This is a genomic window from Streptomyces sp. NPDC037203 (genome assembly GCF_055605065.1).
Genome location: NZ_JBVJUC010000002.1, coordinates 802969 through 817658, shown reverse-complemented (window position 1 = coordinate 817658; position 14690 = coordinate 802969). Strand labels below are relative to the sequence as shown.

Genomic DNA, 14690 nt, shown 5'->3' with positions numbered 1-14690 from the left:
GGCGACGCGGGGATCAGTGGTGGCCGTGGCCGCTCGTGATCTCCTTGTACTCCTCGGAGGTCGGCTTCGGGATCTGGTTGTCCTCGCCGTAGTAGGCGTTGGACAGCTTCACCCGGAGCTTCTCGGACGCCTTCACCTTGCGCTCGACACCGTTCTCGTCGACCGCGGGGCCGATCTCGGCCGGGGCGTACTGCGTGTGCGTGGTGAGCGTGTGCAGCTGCTCCTGGCTGAGCGGCTCGTGCACCTCGATGAACTCACCGTGCGGCAGCCGCTTGATGATGCCGGTCTCGCGGCCGTGCAGCACCTTGTCGCGGTCGCGGCGCTGGAGGCCGAGGCAGATCCGCTTGGTGGCGATGAACGCGATGACCGGGCCGACGAAGAAGAAGATCCGGACGAACCAGGTCACGGAGTTGATCGACAGGTGGAAGTGGGTGGCCCACAGGTCGTTGCCACCACCGACCAGCGTGATCATGTACATCGTCACCCAGGCGACACCGAGACCGGTACGGGTCGGGGCGTTGCGCGGGCGGTCCAGGATGTGGTGCTCGCTCTTGTCGCCGGTGATCCAGGACTCGATGAACGGGTAGAGCGCCATCGCGCCCAGGACCACGCCGAACAGCACCAGCGGGATGAAGACGCCCAGGACCAGGGTGTGGCCCCAGAAGTTGATCTCCCAGCCCGGCATGAAGCGGATCAGACCCTCGGCGAAGCCCATGTACCAGTCGGGCTGGGCGCCGGTGGACACCTGGTCCGGACGGTAGGGGCCCATGGCCCAGATCGGGTTGATCTGCGCGACCGCGGCGATGGCCGCGATGACACCGAAGACCAGGAAGAAGAAGCCACCGGCCTTGGCCATGTACACCGGCAGCAGCGGCATGCCGACGACGTTGTTGTTGGTCTTGCCCGGACCCGCGAACTGCGTGTGCTTGTGGTAGAAGACCAGGATCAGGTGCGCCACCATCAGGCCGAGCATGATGCCCGGCAGCAGCAGGATGTGGATCGAGTAGAACCGGGCGACGAAGTCGTGGCCGGGGAACTGACCGCCGAAGAGGAAGTACGAGATGTACGTGCCGACGATCGGCATGGACAGGATCGCACCCTCGGTGAAGCGCACACCGGTGCCGGAGAGCAGGTCGTCCGGGAGCGAGTAACCGGTGAAACCGGTGAACATGCCGAGGACGAACAGCAGGAAGCCGAACAGCCAGTTGATCTCACGCGGCTTGCGGAACGCGCCGGTGAAGAACACGCGCATCATGTGCACGAACATGCCGGCGAGGAAGATCAGCGCGGCCCAGTGGTGGATCTGCCGGACCAGCAGACCACCGCGCACGTCGAAGGAGATGTGCAGGGTCGAGTTGAAGGCCTCCGACATCATCTGCCCCTGGAGCGGGACATAGCTGCCGTGGTACACGACCTCGTTCATCGACGGGTGGAAGAACAGCGTCAGATAGACACCCGTCAGGATGATGATGATGAAGCTGTACATGCACACTTCGCCCAACATGAACGACCAGTGGTCGGGGAAGATCTTGCGCATGTTGGCCTTGGCCAGGGAGTAGATCCCGAGCCGGCCGTCGGCCCAGTCGGCGATCCGCTCGCCGGCCGGTGCCTTCCCGCGCGCGCGGGAGGTCTCGTTCGCTGCAGTACTCATCCGCGCTCCCAGAATGCAGGACCGACGGGCTCCTCGAAGTCGCCGAGCGCCTGGAGGTAACCCTCACTGTCCACACCGATGCGCAGCTGCGGCAGGGCGTGGCCGGCGGGGCCGAAGATCACTCGGGCGCCGTCGGAGAGGTCGAAGGTGGACTGGTGGCACGGGCACAGCACGTGGTGCGTCTGCTGCTCGTACAGCGAGATCGGGCAGCCGACGTGCGTGCAGATCTTGGAGAAGGCGACGACGCCCTCGTGCGACCAGTCGAGCTCGCGCTTGTCCTTGATGTTGTCCGGCTGGAGCCGGACGATCATCAGGGCCGCCTTGGCCAGCTCGTTCTGGAACTCCTCGTCCGTCTCCTCCAGGCCGTCCGGCTTGGCGAAGGTGAGCGAGCCGACGGCGATGTCCTCGGGGCGCAGCGGCTGGTTGGTGTTCATGTTGACCAGGCGCTTGCCCTTGGCCCACAGGGTGTGCCGCAGCGAGGTGCCGGGCAGCGGGCCGAGGTCGCGCAGCAGCATGACGCCGGAGAGCGGCACCAGGGCCAGCGCGCCGAACATCGTGTTGCGGATCAGCTTGCGACGGCCGAGCGCCGACTCCTTGGCGCCCTGGCGGAAGTCCGCGTGGACCTTCGCCCGGACCTCCTCGGGGGCCGCGATCGCGTGCCGCTCGTCGGCGACCTCGACGTCGGACATCAGGGTGCGGGCCCAGTGGACCGCGCCCGCGCCGATGCAGAACAGCGCCACGCCGAGGGTCAGGCCGAGCGCGAAGTTCAGCGCGCTGATGTGACCGATCGGGAAGACGAAGATGTTCTTGTCGTGCGGGATCGTCACGTACGAGACGATGAAGCCGACGGTGGCCAGCATCGAGATCGTGAACAGCAGGGCGACCATACGCTCGGACCGCTTGGCGGCCCGCTCGTCGATGTCCTGGATGCGGTGCTCGTGGGGCGGCAGCCCCGGATCGGCGAACGGGTTCTCCTCGTCCGCGATCGCTACCGCGCCGCGCGCGTGGTCCTGCTCAGCGGGCAGGTTCTCTTCTGGAATGTCTTGGCTACTCATGACTTCTTGGCCTTTGCGGTCCGAGCGGCGACCCAGACGGCGACGGCGATCAGCGCGCCGAGACCGAAGATCCAGGCGAACAGGCCCTCACTGACCGGCCCGAGGCCGCCCAGCTCCAGACCGCCCGGATTCGTCGTCTGGCTGCTGTCGATCGCGTGCAGGTACGCGATGATGTCCTTCTTGTTCTGGGAGGACATCGTGGTGTCCGGGAAGGACGGCATGTTCTGCGGGCCGGTCTGCATGGCCTCGTAGATGTGCTTCGGGTCGACACCCTCCAGCGTGGGCGCGAACTTGCCCTCGGTGAGGGCACCGCCCTTGCCGGTGAAGTTGTGGCACTGCGCGCAGTTGGTGCGGAACAGCTCGCCACCCTTGGCGATGTCCGCGCCGTCCGGACCGTACTGCTGCTTGGTCGGCACCACCGGACCGGCGCCCAGCGACGCGACGTACGCGGCGAGCTGGTCGATCTGGGTCTGGGTGTACACGGTCTTCTTGCGCGGGACCTGGGCGCCCTGCGAGGTCGCGGCCGGCATACGGCCGGTACCGACCTGGAAGTCGACGGCCGCGGCGCCCACGCCGACCAGGCTCGGCCCGTCGGAGGAGCCCTGCCCACCGGTGCCGTGGCAGCTGGCGCAGCCGACCTCGAAGAGCTTCCTACCCTCCTTGATGGTCAGGGACTGGGAGCCTGCGTCGGCCTGCGCCTTGCCCGCGGGCGCGAACGCGGTGTACAGCCCCCCCGTGGCCGCCAGCGCGAGGAGTAGGACGACGACCGCCGCCAGCGGATGGCGTCGTCGTGCGGAGAGCTTTTTCACGGATTACCCCGGTGTCAGGATCTTCTGCGTCGGTGCTTCTGGACTTAGCGGGAGCGGTCCCGGCTACTTGATCAAATAGATCGTGGCGAAGAGGCCGATCCAGACGACATCGACGAAGTGCCAGTAGTAGGACACGACGATGGCGGCCGTCGCCTGCTCGTGGGTGAACCTCTTGGCCATGTAGGTGCGGCCGAGGACCAGCAGGAAGGCGATGAGACCGCCCGTCACATGCAGGCCGTGGAAGCCGGTGGTCAGGTAGAACACCGAGCCGTACGGGTCGGAGGAGAGCGAGAGGCCGTCCTCCTTCACCAGGCTCGTGTACTCGTAGATCTGACCGCCGATGAAGATCGCACCCATGATGAAGGTGAGGATGAACCAGCCACGGAGCTTCTTCACGTCGCCCCGCTCGGCCGCGAACACGCCGAGCTGACAGGTGAGCGACGAGAGCACCAGGATCGTGGTGTTCGTCGCGGAGAAAGGCACATTGAGGCTTGAAGCCATGTGCTTCCAGTGAGCCGGTCCGGTCACCGACCGGAGGGTGAAGTACATCGCGAAGAGGGCCGCGAAGAACATCAGCTCGGAACTCAGCCAGATGATGGTTCCGACGCTGGTGAGGTTCGGCCGGTTGACCGACGGGTGCGCGTGCCCGGTTTCTACTGTCGTTGCTGTCGCCACGACCGACATTATGTCGGTCGCTTATCTCGCCCTCACTCCGGGGGGTGCCGTTCGGAGTGTTGCTGCCCTCCGAACCGGTGTTGACGTGGTGTTCATGGGAGTAACATCCGCCCAAACGGCCCCGTCCGTCCTGTCCGTACGACGCCGACGTCGACCCGGAGGAACAATGCAGCCGACCGCCACTGTGCTGGTCTACAGCGACGACTCCAACACCCGCGAGCAAGTACGGCTGGCCACCGGGCGGCAGCCCGCGCCGGACGTGCCCCGAGTGGAGTTCGTGGAGTGCGCCACGCCCGCGGCGGTGCTGCGCGAACTGGACCGCGGGGGCATCGATGCCTGCGTGCTCGACGGCGAGGCCGTCCCGATGGGCGGCATGGGGATGTGCCGGCAGATCAAGGACGAGGTGTTCCAGTGCCCGCCCGTGCTGCTGCTCATCGGGCGGCCCCAGGACGCCTGGCTGGCCACCTGGAGCCGTGCGGACGCCGCCGTGACCCTGCCGGTGGACCCGGTGGAGTTCGCCGCCTCGCTGGCCGCCCTGCTGCGGCGCAAGAGGCTGGTGAGCGCCTAGCGCGACGGGGCGCGGGTCCGTGCCGGCGCACGGCCCGCGCCCCGTCGGAACGCTGCTCACACGGCCGCTGGCTGGAGGCGGACCGTGTCCGCGGAGGACTGGCCGTTGGTCTGGGTGCCGGTCAACGCGGAGCCCGTGCGCCACTTCTTCCAGGTGACGTTCCAGTCGCCGAAGCCGTTGCCGAAGGGTTCCATCGGCCGGCCGTTGGAATTGACGACCCGGACGATGTCACCTGGATGGACGGTGTCGAAGAACCAGCGCGCGTTGGACGTACTCATGCCGGTGCAGCCGTGGCTGACGTTGGCGTACCCCTGTGAGCCGACCGACCAGGGCGCCGCGTGCACGTACTCGCCGGACCAGGTCACTCGGGTGGCGTAGTACACGGGCAGGTCGTAGTTGTCCCGGCTGCCCTCGGCGATGCCGACGGTGACGCCGCGCATGCGTACGAAGTACTGCTTCTCCAGGACCACCTTGACGCCGTTGCGGGTCTCGTAGCCGGGCTTGCCGGTGGTGACCGGGATGCTGTTGATCACAGCACCGTTCTTGAGCACCGTCATCTCGTGCGCGGAGGCGTCCGTGAGGGCCTCGATCCGGTCGCCCGTGGTGAGCTTCACCGGCTTCGACTTGGCGCCCCACAGCGCGTCGCCGATCTTCACGCCGTCCAGGTTGCTGTGCACCAGGATCGTGGCGTGGGCGGGCCAGTAGTCCTTGGGCCGGTAGTGGAGTTCCTTGCCGCTCACCCAGTACCAGGAGCCGGGTACGGCGGGCACGGAGTCCACCCGCAGGCCGCGCTCCACGACGGCCCGCTGCGCCTTGTCCTTGACCTCCTGGCCGAGTTGGGCGGTGATGATCTGCCCGACGCCGTACTGGCCCGTGTCCGGCCCGAAGGTGACGCCCAGCTGCTTCTTGGCGGTGGGCTGGGTGGTCTCGAAGCTGAGGACCTTGCGGCCGGGCGCCCCGTCCTCGTCCTCGGTGCTCACCGTGACCGTGTAGCGGGCGCTCGCGGCCAGCGGGGAGGTGCTGTGCCAGCGACTGCCGTCGGCGGTGAGTTCGCCCGCCACATAGCGCCCTGTGGAGTCCTGGGCGGTCACGTCGGTGATGCGCCCCTCGTCCTTGACGGTGACCTCCAGGGGCTTGTCCGGGTCGGCCCGCTTGCCCGCTTCGGTGGGCGCGTTGAAGGAGATCAGGCCCGCCGCGTCGTACGGCGTGGCGGACAGGGGATCGCCGTGCGAACCGCAGGCGGTGCTGCCCGCGCCCAGGGCGGTCACCAGCACGGCACAGCTGACGACGGTACGGGTCCGCGGAATGTGGTTCATACGATCACGCTATGAGATGGAGACCCTACTGGCGCGGTAGGTAACCCATACGAGGGAACGACACTCCCGCATCCGAGGGACACCCCGTACGGACGCCGAAAAGCCGGGAGCCCGGACCCTCCTGACGGGGGGTCCGGGCTCCCGGAGTGGAACTCGATGTCCTACTGGGTGCGGTTCTCACCGTGGTAGTACTCGAACACCCAGCCGAACAGACCGATCACGATGAACGGCGCGGAGAAGTAGATCAGCCACCAGCCGACCGCGATGCTGAGGAAGGCGATCGCGCCGCCGAAGCCCAGCATGAGCGGCTGCCAGCTGTGCGGGCTGAAGAAGCCCAGCTCGCCCGCGTCGTCCGCGACATCGGCCTCCTTGTCGTCCTGCGCACCGGCGTCCACCCGGCGGGCGGTGAAGCCCAGGTAGAAGCCGATCATGATCGACAGGCCGAAGGCCAGGAAGAGTGCCGTGGTACCGGCTGGCTCCTTCGACCACACGCCGTACACGACGGCCATGATCAGGATGAAGAAGCTCAGCCAGATGAACATCCGGCCCTGGATCTTCACTTGCCGGCCTCCTTGCTGTCCGCGACGGCAGGCGCGTGACCGGCGTACTCGAGCTGCTCGAGCGCGGCGATCTCGGGGTGGTGCAGGTCGAACGCCGGGGATTCACTGCGGATCCGCGGCAGGGTGGTGAAGTTGTGCCGCGGCGGCGGGCAGGAGGTCGCCCACTCCAGCGAGCGGCCGTAGCCCCACGGGTCGTCCACGCCGACCGGCTTGCCGTACTTGGCCGTCTTCCAGACGTTGTAGAGGAACGGCAGGATCGACAGGCCGAGCACGAACGAACCGATGGTGGAGACCGTGTTCAGCGCGGTGAAGCCGTCGGCCGCCAGGTAGTCGGCGTACCGGCGCGGCATACCCTCGGCGCCCAGCCAGTGCTGGACGAGGAAGGTGGTGTGGAAGCCGATGAACAGCGTCCAGAAGGTGATCTTGCCGAGGCGCTCGTCCAGCATCTTGCCGGTGAACTTCGGCCACCAGAAGTGGAAGCCGGCGAACATGGCGAACACGACCGTACCGAAGACCACGTAGTGGAAGTGGGCCACCACGAAGTACGAGTCGGAGACGTGGAAGTCCAGCGGCGGCGCGGCCAGGATGACACCGGTCAGACCACCGAACGTGAAGGTGATCAGGAAGCCGGTCGCCCAGAGCATCGGCGTCTCGAAGGACAGCGAGCCCTTCCACATGGTGCCGATCCAGTTGAAGAACTTCACACCGGTCGGTACCGCGATCAGGAAGGTCATGAAGGAGAAGAACGGGAGCAGCACACCGCCGGTGACGTACATGTGGTGCGCCCACACGGTCACGGACAGACCGGCGATGGAGATCGTCGCCGCGATCAGGCCCATGTAGCCGAACATCGGCTTGCGGGAGAAGACCGGGATGATCTCGGAGATGATGCCGAAGAACGGCAGGGCGATGATGTACACCTCTGGGTGGCCGAAGAACCAGAAGAGGTGCTGCCACAGCAACGCGCCGCCATTTGCCGCGTCGAAGACATGCGCACCGAACTTGCGGTCCGCCTCCAGGGCGAACAGCGCGGCGGCCAGCACCGGGAAGGCCAGCAGGACCAGCACACCGGTCAGCAGCACGTTCCACACGAAGATCGGCATGCGGAACATCGTCATGCCCGGAGCGCGCATGCAGATGATCGTGGTGATGAAGTTGACCGAGCCGAGGATGGTGCCGAAGCCGGACAGGGCCAGACCCATGATCCACATGTCGGCGCCGGCGCCCGGCGAGCGGACCGCGTCCGACAGCGGGGAGTAGGCGAACCAGCCGAAGTCGGCCGCGCCCTCGGGGGTGAGGAAGCCACCCACCGCGATCGTCGAGCCGAACAGGTACAGCCAGTAGGCGAACATGTTCAGCCGCGGGAACGCCACGTCGGGCGCGCCGATCTGGAGCGGCATGATCCAGTTCGCGAAACCCGCGAACAGCGGCGTCGCGAACATCAGCAGCATGATCGTGCCGTGCATCGTGAACGCCTGGTTGAACTGCTCGTTCGTCATGATCTGCAGGCCCGGACGGGCCAGCTCGGCGCGCATGAGCAGCGCCATGACGCCGCCGATCAGGAAGAACGCGAACGACGTGACGAGGTACATCGTCCCGATCGTCTTGTGGTCGGTGGTCGTCAGCCACTTCACCGCGGAATTGCCGGGCTGCTTGCGCCGAACCGGCTGCTCGTCCACGTACGAGCCTTCAGCGGCCGCGGCACCCTGGGGTTCGTTGAGGATGCTCACAGGTTGTTCGTCTCCCGGTTCTTCTCGTGGCTCGTCTGCGCGATGCCGGCGGGAATGTAACCGGTCTGCCCCTTCTTGGCGAGGTCCTTGAGGTGCTGCTCGTACGCCGCCGGGGAGACGACCTTCACGTTGAACAGCATCCGGGAGTGGTCGACGCCGCAGAGCTCGGCGCACTTGCCGAGGAAGGTGCCCTCCTTGTTGGGGGTCACCTGGAAGGCATTGGTGTGGCCCGGAATGACGTCCTGCTTCATGAGGAACGGCACCACCCAGAAGGAGTGGATGACGTCACGCGAGGTCAGGACGAAGCGGACCGTCTTGCCCTTGGGGAGCCAGAGCGTCGGACCAGGGTTGCCGGTCTGCGGGTTGCGCGTGCCCGGAGTGCCGACGTCGTAGACGCCGCCGGCGTGCGCCGGGAAGGCGGCCTTGAACCGGTCGGGGATCGCGGACAGGTTGGTGTCCGTCTTCGCGTCACCCGAGACACCGGGGACGTTCTCGATGTAGTTGAAGCCCCAGCTCCACTGGAAGCCGACCACGTTGACCGTGACGTCCGGCTTCTTGTCGAGGCTCAGGAGCTTCGTCTCGTCCCGTGCCGTGAAGTAGAACAGCACCGAGATGATGATGATCGGGACCACCGTGTACAGGGCCTCGATCGGCATGTTGTACCGGGTCTGCGGAGGTACCTCGACCTTGGTGCGGCTGCGCCGGTGGAACATGGCGCTCCACAGGATCAGGCCCCACACCAGCACGCCGACGGCGAGCGCGGCAGCCCAGGATCCCTGCCACAGGGAGAGGATCCGCGGAGCCTCTTCCGTGGTCGGGGTGGGCATGCCAAGGCGGGGGAAGTCCTTGTATGTGCAACCGGTTGCGGTCGCCAGGACCAGGCCCGCGGTCAGTGCCTGCAGCAGCTTCCGCCGCATCGGGCGCCGCGGCGAGCGGTCGGAGCCGTTGGGACTCACGTAGCGCCTTCCCGAGAGTCTCGCCCGCGCGGTCGGCTGCGGCCTTCTCGCTGGTCGGTCGCCGCCCTGCGTCGGGCAGGGGTTTGGATGTTTATGCGGACCAAACCCTAGCCGACGCCCTCCGGGGGTTCGCGGGGAGGGGGGCATACGCGTCGCGCCTCACTCAGTTGGGGTGCGGATGGGCGCCCAATAGCTCGGGTTGTGTGGATTTGGGGGGAGCGCGGGGGTGGGTCGCGCCCGGCGGCGCAGCCGCTCCGGACACGGCTCCGCGCCCCCCGGGTGAGGTCGGCTCACCAGCGCTTTAACGTTGGACCGTGGCCTACTTCGACGCGGCTTCCGCCGCTCCTCTCCATCCTGTCGCCCGTCAGGCCCTGTTGGCCGCCCTCGACGACGGGTGGGCGGACCCCGCGCGGCTGTACCGGGAGGGGCGCAAGGCGCGGATGCTGCTGGACGCGGCGCGGGAGGCGGCGGCCGAAACGGTCGGATGCCGGGCGGACGAACTGGTCTTCACCTCCTCCGGGACACGGGCCGTACATACGGGTGTCGCGGGGGCGTTGGCCGGAAGACGGCGGGTGGGACGCCACCTGATCGTGTCAGCGGTCGAACATTCATCCGTCCTCCATTCGGCGGAACTGTTCGAGGCGGAGGGCGGGTCGGTGAGCCGGGTGCCGGTGCTCCGGACGGGCGCCGTCTCCCCCGCGGGCTACGCGGACGCGCTGCGCGCCGACACCGCGCTCGCCGTGCTCCAGTCGGCCAACCACGAGGTGGGGACCGTCCAGCCGGTGGCGGAGGTGGCCGAGGTCTGCCGGGCGGCCGGGGTGCCGCTGCTGGTGGACGCGGCGCAGTCGCTGGGGTGGGGACCGGTCGGGGGCGGCTGGTCGCTGCTCGCGGCCAGCGCGCACAAGTGGGGCGGCCCTTCGGGGGTCGGGCTGCTCGTCGTACGCAAGGGGGTGCGGTTCGCCGCCCAAGGCCCGGCGGACGAGCGGGAGTCGGGGCGGGCGCCCGGCTTCGAGAACATCCCGGCCGTCGTCGCGGCGGCCGCGTCCCTGCGCGCCGTACGGGCCGAGGTGGCGCGGGAGGCGGTACGGCTGCGGGAGCTGACGGAGCGGATCCGGGCGCGGGTGCCGCGGCTGGTGCCGGACGTGGAGGTGGTGGGCGACCCGGAGCGGCGGCTGCCGGGGATCGTCACCTTCTCGTGTCTCTATGTCGACGGGGAGACCCTGCTGCACGAGCTGGATCGCGAGGGCTTCGCCGTCTCGTCCGGCTCCTCCTGCACCAGCAGCACCCTGACCCCGAGCCACGTCCTGAAGGCCATGGGGGTGCTCAGCGAGGGCAACGTCCGCGTATCGCTGCCGCCGGGCACGGCGGAGGAGGACGTGGAGCGCTTCCTGACCGTGCTGCCGGGTGTGGTCGCCGGGGTGCGGGAGAAGCTGGGCGCGAGCGCACCGGTCGCCGTCGCCCAGCCGGACGCCCTGGTCGTGGACGCCCTCGGCAAGCGCTGCCCCATCCCGGTCATCGAGCTGGCCAAGGTGTTCCCCGGCGTCCCCGTGGGCGGCATCGTCCGCGTCCTCTCGGACGACGAGGCGGCCCGCCTGGACATCCCGGCGTGGTGCGAGATGAGGGGACAGGAGTACGCGGGCGAGGAGCCGGCGGAGAAGGGTAAGGCGTACCTGGTCCGCCGGCTCGGCTGAACGGCGTCGTCAGCGCAGGTGCCGGCGGACCTCGTCGCCCGCCTCGTCGCCGTACGCCTTCACGAACCGCTCCATGAAGTGACCGCGGCGCAGCTGGTACTCCTGGGTGCCCACGGTCTCGATGACCAGCGTCGCGAGCATGCAGCCCACCTGCGCGGCGCGCTCCAGCGAGACGCCCCAGGCCAGGCCCGACAGGAACCCGGCGCGGAAGGCGTCGCCGACACCGGTGGGGTCGGCCTTGCGCTCCTCCTCCGCGCAGCCGACCTCGATCGGGTCCGCGCCGGCCTGCTCGATGCGCACGCCCCGCGAGCCGAGCGTGGTCACCCGGTGGCCGACCTTCGCGAGGATCTCCTCGTCGGTGAGGCCGGTCTTGGTCTGGATGAGGCCCTTCTCGTACTCGTTCGAGAACAGGTACGTCGCGCCCTCCAGCAGTATCCGGATCTCCTCGCCCTCCATGCGGGCGATCTGCTGCGAGAAGTCGGCGGCGAACGGGATCGAACGGGACCGGCACTCCTCCGTGTGGCGGAGCATCGCCTCGGGGTCGTCGGCGCCGATCAGCACCAGGTCGAGGCCGCCCACCCGGTCGGCGACCGTCTTGAGCTCGATCAGCCGGGCCTCGCTCATCGCGCCCGTGTAGAAGGAGCCGATCTGGTTGTGGTCGGCGTCGGTGGTGCACACGAAGCGCGCGGTGTGCAGGGTGTCGGAGATGCGCACCGACTCGGTGTCGACGCCGTGCCGGTCGAGCCAGGCCCGGTACTCGTCGAAGTCGAAGCCGGCCGCGCCCACCAGGATCGGCCGGGTGCCGAGCTGGCCCATGCCGAAGGCGATGTTCGCGGCGACACCGCCGCGGCGCACGTCGAGGTTGTCGACGAGGAAGGAGAGCGAAACCGTGTGCAGCTGGTCCGCGACGAGCTGGTCGGCGAACCGGCCGGGGAAGGTCATGAGGTGGTCGGTGGCGATGGAGCCGGTGACTGCGATGCGCACGACGGGGATTCTCCTGCGGAATAAGAAGGTGCGCGCGAGAGCGCTCGTGGGAAGGGCGGCGATGGGAGACGGGGCTTCGATGACAGTTCACGCTACCCGGTGGGGGCGGGCGCTGTAGTTGACGAAACTACCCGATAGTAGATCTTTCTTCGCGAGCTCGACCGTGCCTACGGTGCCCTCATGACGAACCTCAAGGGCTCCTCGTCCACCGGCTCCGGCGCTCCCGTCTCCCCCGCCCCCGGCGATCTCGAAGGCGGCCTCGACACCCTGCGCGGCGACTGCGCCCGGATGGCCCAGCGCTGGCCGGCGCCCGCGCGCTCCGCGTCACGGCCGGTTCCGCCGTCCCGCATCCGCAAGGTCTCCGTGTCGCAGCGCTCCGTCCGGCTGCTCGACGGCATGTCCGACTACGGCGACTGATCCCCGACCGGACCCGCTCACCCGTACGGCGTAAGCGCGGGAACCTCCCGCTTCCCTCCCTCGTCCCACCGTCGTCCCCTCACGCGGGGCACGCGAACACGGACCGGCGACGGCGAGGAGCGATGCGGTGAACACGGAGCGACCCGAGACCGAGGTACGGGACGGACAAGGGGCGGTGCGGTCCGGGCGGCGGCGCTCGCGTGCCGCGGTCCTCTCCGTCGCGGCCGCCGTCCTGCTGCTCGGGGGCGGTGGCGCGTACGTCGCGGCGAGCGACGCCCCGAGCGGTCGTACGACCCCCGCCGCGGCGGACTCCGGCACTCCCCCGCCGCTCACCCTGGACGACCTGGCGGATCCGTACGGCGCCCACTACACCGCGTCCGGCGCGCTGCCGAAGGGGCCCGGTTCGGCGCCGGTGTACGGCGCGGGGACGCAGGTCCGGGAGGAGCAGGTGGTCCGGCTGGCCAGGGCGCTCGGGGTGAGCGGGACGCCGGTGGCCGAGGGGCACGGCTGGCGGATCGGCGGCAAGGACGGCTCGGGACCGAGTCTCCAGGTGAACAGGGACGCGCCGGGCAGCTGGACCTTCAGCCGGTACGCGCCGGGGACCGACGACTGCGGGAAGGGACCCCTGTGCGCGCCCGGACCGGTGGGTCCGACCGGGGCGCCGGTGAGCGCGGCGGCGGCCGAGAAGGCGGCGGCGCCGGTGCTGAGGGCGGCCGGGCTGGCCGGTGCGCGGACCGACGCGGACCAGGTGATGGGCAAGCAGCGGGTGGTGACCGCCGACCCGGTGGTGGGCGGGCTGCCCACCACCGGCTGGGCGACCGGGCTGACGATCAGCAGGCAGGGCGAGGTGGTGGGCGGCCACGGGCTGCTGTCGACGCCGGTGGAGGGGGCGTCGTACCCCGTCCTGGACGCGGAGCGGACCCTCGCGCTGATGAACGCGGCGCCGAAGGGCGACCACCGGATGGGGCCGGGCGGCTGTCCGGGCCCGGCGCGGTTCGCGACGCGGCTGGAGGGGCCGTGCGGGTCGGCGTCCCCGGCGTCCGGGGCCGCGGTCACGGTGGAGAAGGCGGTGTTCGGGCTGGCCGCGCACCCGGTCGCCGGCCGGCCGGCCCTGGTGCCGTCCTGGCTGTTCGTGACGCGGGGCTCGGGAACGGTGTCGTACCCGGCGATCGACCCCCGCTACCTGGTCTCGTCCCCGGCGTCCCCGACGGCGGCCCCCGAGAACCCCGTCAAGATCACCGGCTACACGGCCGCCGGCCGAAACCTCACCGTGGGCTTCTACGGCGGTCTGTGCGCCGACTACACGGCGACGGCACGGGAGAGCGCCGACCGGGTGGCGGTCACGGTCACCGAGCACCGGCAGGAGGGCAAGGTCTGCCCGCTGATCGCCAAGGAGTTCACCCGGACCGTGCATCTGAAGGCGCCGGTGGACGGCCGGAGGGTGGTCGGTGCGGACGGCGCGCGGATCCCGCAGGCCAAGCCGGGCGCGCTGCGGCCGTCGTCCTCCTGAGGGCCGCGGCCCTGCCGCACCGCGCCGCCCCGGCCAGGCCGGGCCTCGCACCGCCAGCGGCCCGCGCCCGGCCGACGAACAGGGCGGCGAGCCCCGCTCACGGGGCTCGCCGCCTCTGTCTCTTGCTCTCCCGGCTGGAGCGACGGCTCAGCTGAAGGAGTCACCGCAGGCGCAGGAGCCGGTCGCGTTCGGGTTGTCGATCGTGAAGCCCTGCTTCTCGATCGTGTCCACGAAGTCGACGGTGGCGCCGCCCAGGTACGGGGCGCTCATGCGGTCGGTGACGACCTTGACCCCGCCGAAGTCCTTCTCCACGTCGCCGTCGAGCGAGCGCTCGTCGAAGAACAGCTGGTACCGCAGACCGGAGCAGCCGCCGGGCTGAACGGCGACGCGCAGCGCGAGGTCGTCACGGCCTTCCTGGTCGAGCAGGGCCTTGACCTTGGCCGCGGCGGCGTCGGTCAGGATGATGCCGTCGCTGACGGTTGTGGTCTCGTCCGATACGGACATCTACATCTCTCCCGGTTTGTACGGAGACTGCTTGCCGACGAGTGCAACCGGCGCTTCCGCGGATTCATTCCGGGCCGGGCGTCACGTGGTCGCGATTTTGCTTTCTGCCCCTTCATGCTCGCATACGCGCGCGAAGGCGCACAGCGTCCCCGTGGGGGATCCGTGCCCCCGTGCGCGGGCCGGGATTCACGTCACATGGACACAATGGCCATCGTCAAACTGACGTGAAGCGTTTATGATAGATAACGTCAGATAGACGAGAAA

At 69.0% G+C, this 14690-nt stretch carries 14 protein-coding genes; 4 read left to right on the top strand and 10 right to left on the bottom strand.

What is annotated here, in order from left to right:
• Positions 1 to 13: 13 nt before the first annotated feature.
• The 4 genes from qcrB to ctaE form a co-directional block, all read right to left on the bottom strand.
• On the bottom strand, positions 14 to 1651 hold the full coding sequence (gene qcrB, locus ACZ7EC_RS08160; protein WP_471059339.1) for a cytochrome bc1 complex cytochrome b subunit: 1638 nt from the start codon (positions 1649 to 1651) through the stop codon (positions 14 to 16).
• A complete protein-coding gene (gene qcrA, locus ACZ7EC_RS08155) occupies positions 1648 to 2706 on the bottom strand; it encodes a cytochrome bc1 complex Rieske iron-sulfur subunit (protein WP_471059337.1) in 1059 nt (352 codons plus the stop codon). Before qcrA ends, qcrB begins: the two co-directional genes overlap by 4 nt.
• Complete coding sequence (gene qcrC, locus ACZ7EC_RS08150) at positions 2703 to 3515, bottom strand: cytochrome bc1 complex diheme cytochrome c subunit (RefSeq protein WP_471059336.1); 813 nt, start codon at positions 3513 to 3515, stop codon at positions 2703 to 2705. The genes qcrA and qcrC overlap by 4 nt, the downstream gene beginning before the upstream one ends.
• Positions 3516 to 3578: 63 nt before the next feature.
• Positions 3579 to 4199: an aa3-type cytochrome oxidase subunit III gene (ctaE, locus tag ACZ7EC_RS08145; RefSeq protein ID WP_111582346.1), complete on the bottom strand. Its 621-nt coding sequence runs from the start codon at positions 4197 to 4199 to the stop codon at positions 3579 to 3581.
• Between the two features lie 157 nt (positions 4200 to 4356).
• On the opposite strand from ctaE, the gene ACZ7EC_RS08140 reads away from it, so the two are divergent.
• On the top strand, positions 4357 to 4758 hold the full coding sequence (locus ACZ7EC_RS08140; protein WP_471059333.1) for a response regulator: 402 nt from the start codon (positions 4357 to 4359) through the stop codon (positions 4756 to 4758).
• Between the two features lie 56 nt (positions 4759 to 4814).
• Here the strand turns inward: ACZ7EC_RS08140 and ACZ7EC_RS08135 are convergent, their stop codons facing one another.
• From ACZ7EC_RS08135 to ctaC, 4 genes are all read right to left on the bottom strand, one after another.
• Complete coding sequence (locus ACZ7EC_RS08135) at positions 4815 to 6074, bottom strand: L,D-transpeptidase (protein WP_471059331.1); 1260 nt, start codon at positions 6072 to 6074, stop codon at positions 4815 to 4817.
• A gap of 161 nt (positions 6075 to 6235) precedes the next feature.
• Positions 6236 to 6634, bottom strand: coding sequence for a cytochrome c oxidase subunit 4 (locus ACZ7EC_RS08130; RefSeq protein WP_046421283.1), 399 nt, complete (start codon positions 6632 to 6634; stop codon positions 6236 to 6238).
• The gene (gene ctaD, locus ACZ7EC_RS08125; RefSeq protein WP_471059328.1) at positions 6631 to 8364 is read right to left on the bottom strand and encodes an aa3-type cytochrome oxidase subunit I; all 1734 of its coding nucleotides are present in this window, start codon (positions 8362 to 8364) and stop codon (positions 6631 to 6633) included. The genes ACZ7EC_RS08130 and ctaD overlap by 4 nt, the downstream gene beginning before the upstream one ends.
• Positions 8361 to 9320: an aa3-type cytochrome oxidase subunit II gene (ctaC, locus tag ACZ7EC_RS08120; protein WP_471059326.1), complete on the bottom strand. Its 960-nt coding sequence runs from the start codon at positions 9318 to 9320 to the stop codon at positions 8361 to 8363. The genes ctaD and ctaC overlap by 4 nt, the downstream gene beginning before the upstream one ends.
• Positions 9321 to 9634: 314 nt before the next feature.
• Here ctaC and ACZ7EC_RS08115 point away from each other — a divergent pair, with 314 nt between their 5' ends.
• Positions 9635 to 11011, top strand: a complete 1377-nt coding sequence (locus ACZ7EC_RS08115; protein WP_471059324.1) for an aminotransferase class V-fold PLP-dependent enzyme — start codon at positions 9635 to 9637, stop codon at positions 11009 to 11011.
• A gap of 9 nt (positions 11012 to 11020) precedes the next feature.
• Here ACZ7EC_RS08115 and ACZ7EC_RS08110 read toward each other — a convergent pair whose 3' ends face one another.
• Positions 11021 to 11995, bottom strand: coding sequence for a carbohydrate kinase family protein (locus ACZ7EC_RS08110; RefSeq protein WP_471059322.1), 975 nt, complete (start codon positions 11993 to 11995; stop codon positions 11021 to 11023).
• Between the two features lie 180 nt (positions 11996 to 12175).
• On the opposite strand from ACZ7EC_RS08110, the gene ACZ7EC_RS08105 reads away from it, so the two are divergent.
• The gene (locus ACZ7EC_RS08105; RefSeq protein WP_471059320.1) at positions 12176 to 12412 is read left to right on the top strand and encodes a hypothetical protein; all 237 of its coding nucleotides are present in this window, start codon (positions 12176 to 12178) and stop codon (positions 12410 to 12412) included.
• A gap of 127 nt (positions 12413 to 12539) precedes the next feature.
• On the top strand, positions 12540 to 13922 hold the full coding sequence (locus ACZ7EC_RS08100; protein WP_471059318.1) for a hypothetical protein: 1383 nt from the start codon (positions 12540 to 12542) through the stop codon (positions 13920 to 13922).
• A 147-nt stretch (positions 13923 to 14069) separates the two neighbouring features.
• Here ACZ7EC_RS08100 and ACZ7EC_RS08095 read toward each other — a convergent pair whose 3' ends face one another.
• Complete coding sequence (locus ACZ7EC_RS08095; RefSeq protein WP_046421274.1) at positions 14070 to 14426, bottom strand: iron-sulfur cluster assembly accessory protein; 357 nt, start codon at positions 14424 to 14426, stop codon at positions 14070 to 14072.
• Positions 14427 to 14690: the final 264 nt, after the last annotated feature.

Coding starts and splice junctions, on each gene's coding strand:
- ACZ7EC_RS08135 (WP_471059331.1), bottom strand. CDS start 6,074: ATGAACCACATTCCGCGGACCCGTACCGTCGTCAGCTGTGCCGTGCTG.
- qcrA (WP_471059337.1), bottom strand. CDS start 2,706: ATGAGTAGCCAAGACATTCCAGAAGAGAACCTGCCCGCTGAGCAGGAC.
- ACZ7EC_RS08105 (WP_471059320.1), top strand. CDS start 12,176: ATGACGAACCTCAAGGGCTCCTCGTCCACCGGCTCCGGCGCTCCCGTC.
- qcrB (WP_471059339.1), bottom strand. CDS start 1,651: ATGAGTACTGCAGCGAACGAGACCTCCCGCGCGCGCGGGAAGGCACCG.
- ACZ7EC_RS08095 (WP_046421274.1), bottom strand. CDS start 14,426: ATGTCCGTATCGGACGAGACCACAACCGTCAGCGACGGCATCATCCTG.
- ctaE (WP_111582346.1), bottom strand. CDS start 4,199: ATGTCGGTCGTGGCGACAGCAACGACAGTAGAAACCGGGCACGCGCAC.
- ACZ7EC_RS08140 (WP_471059333.1), top strand. CDS start 4,357: ATGCAGCCGACCGCCACTGTGCTGGTCTACAGCGACGACTCCAACACC.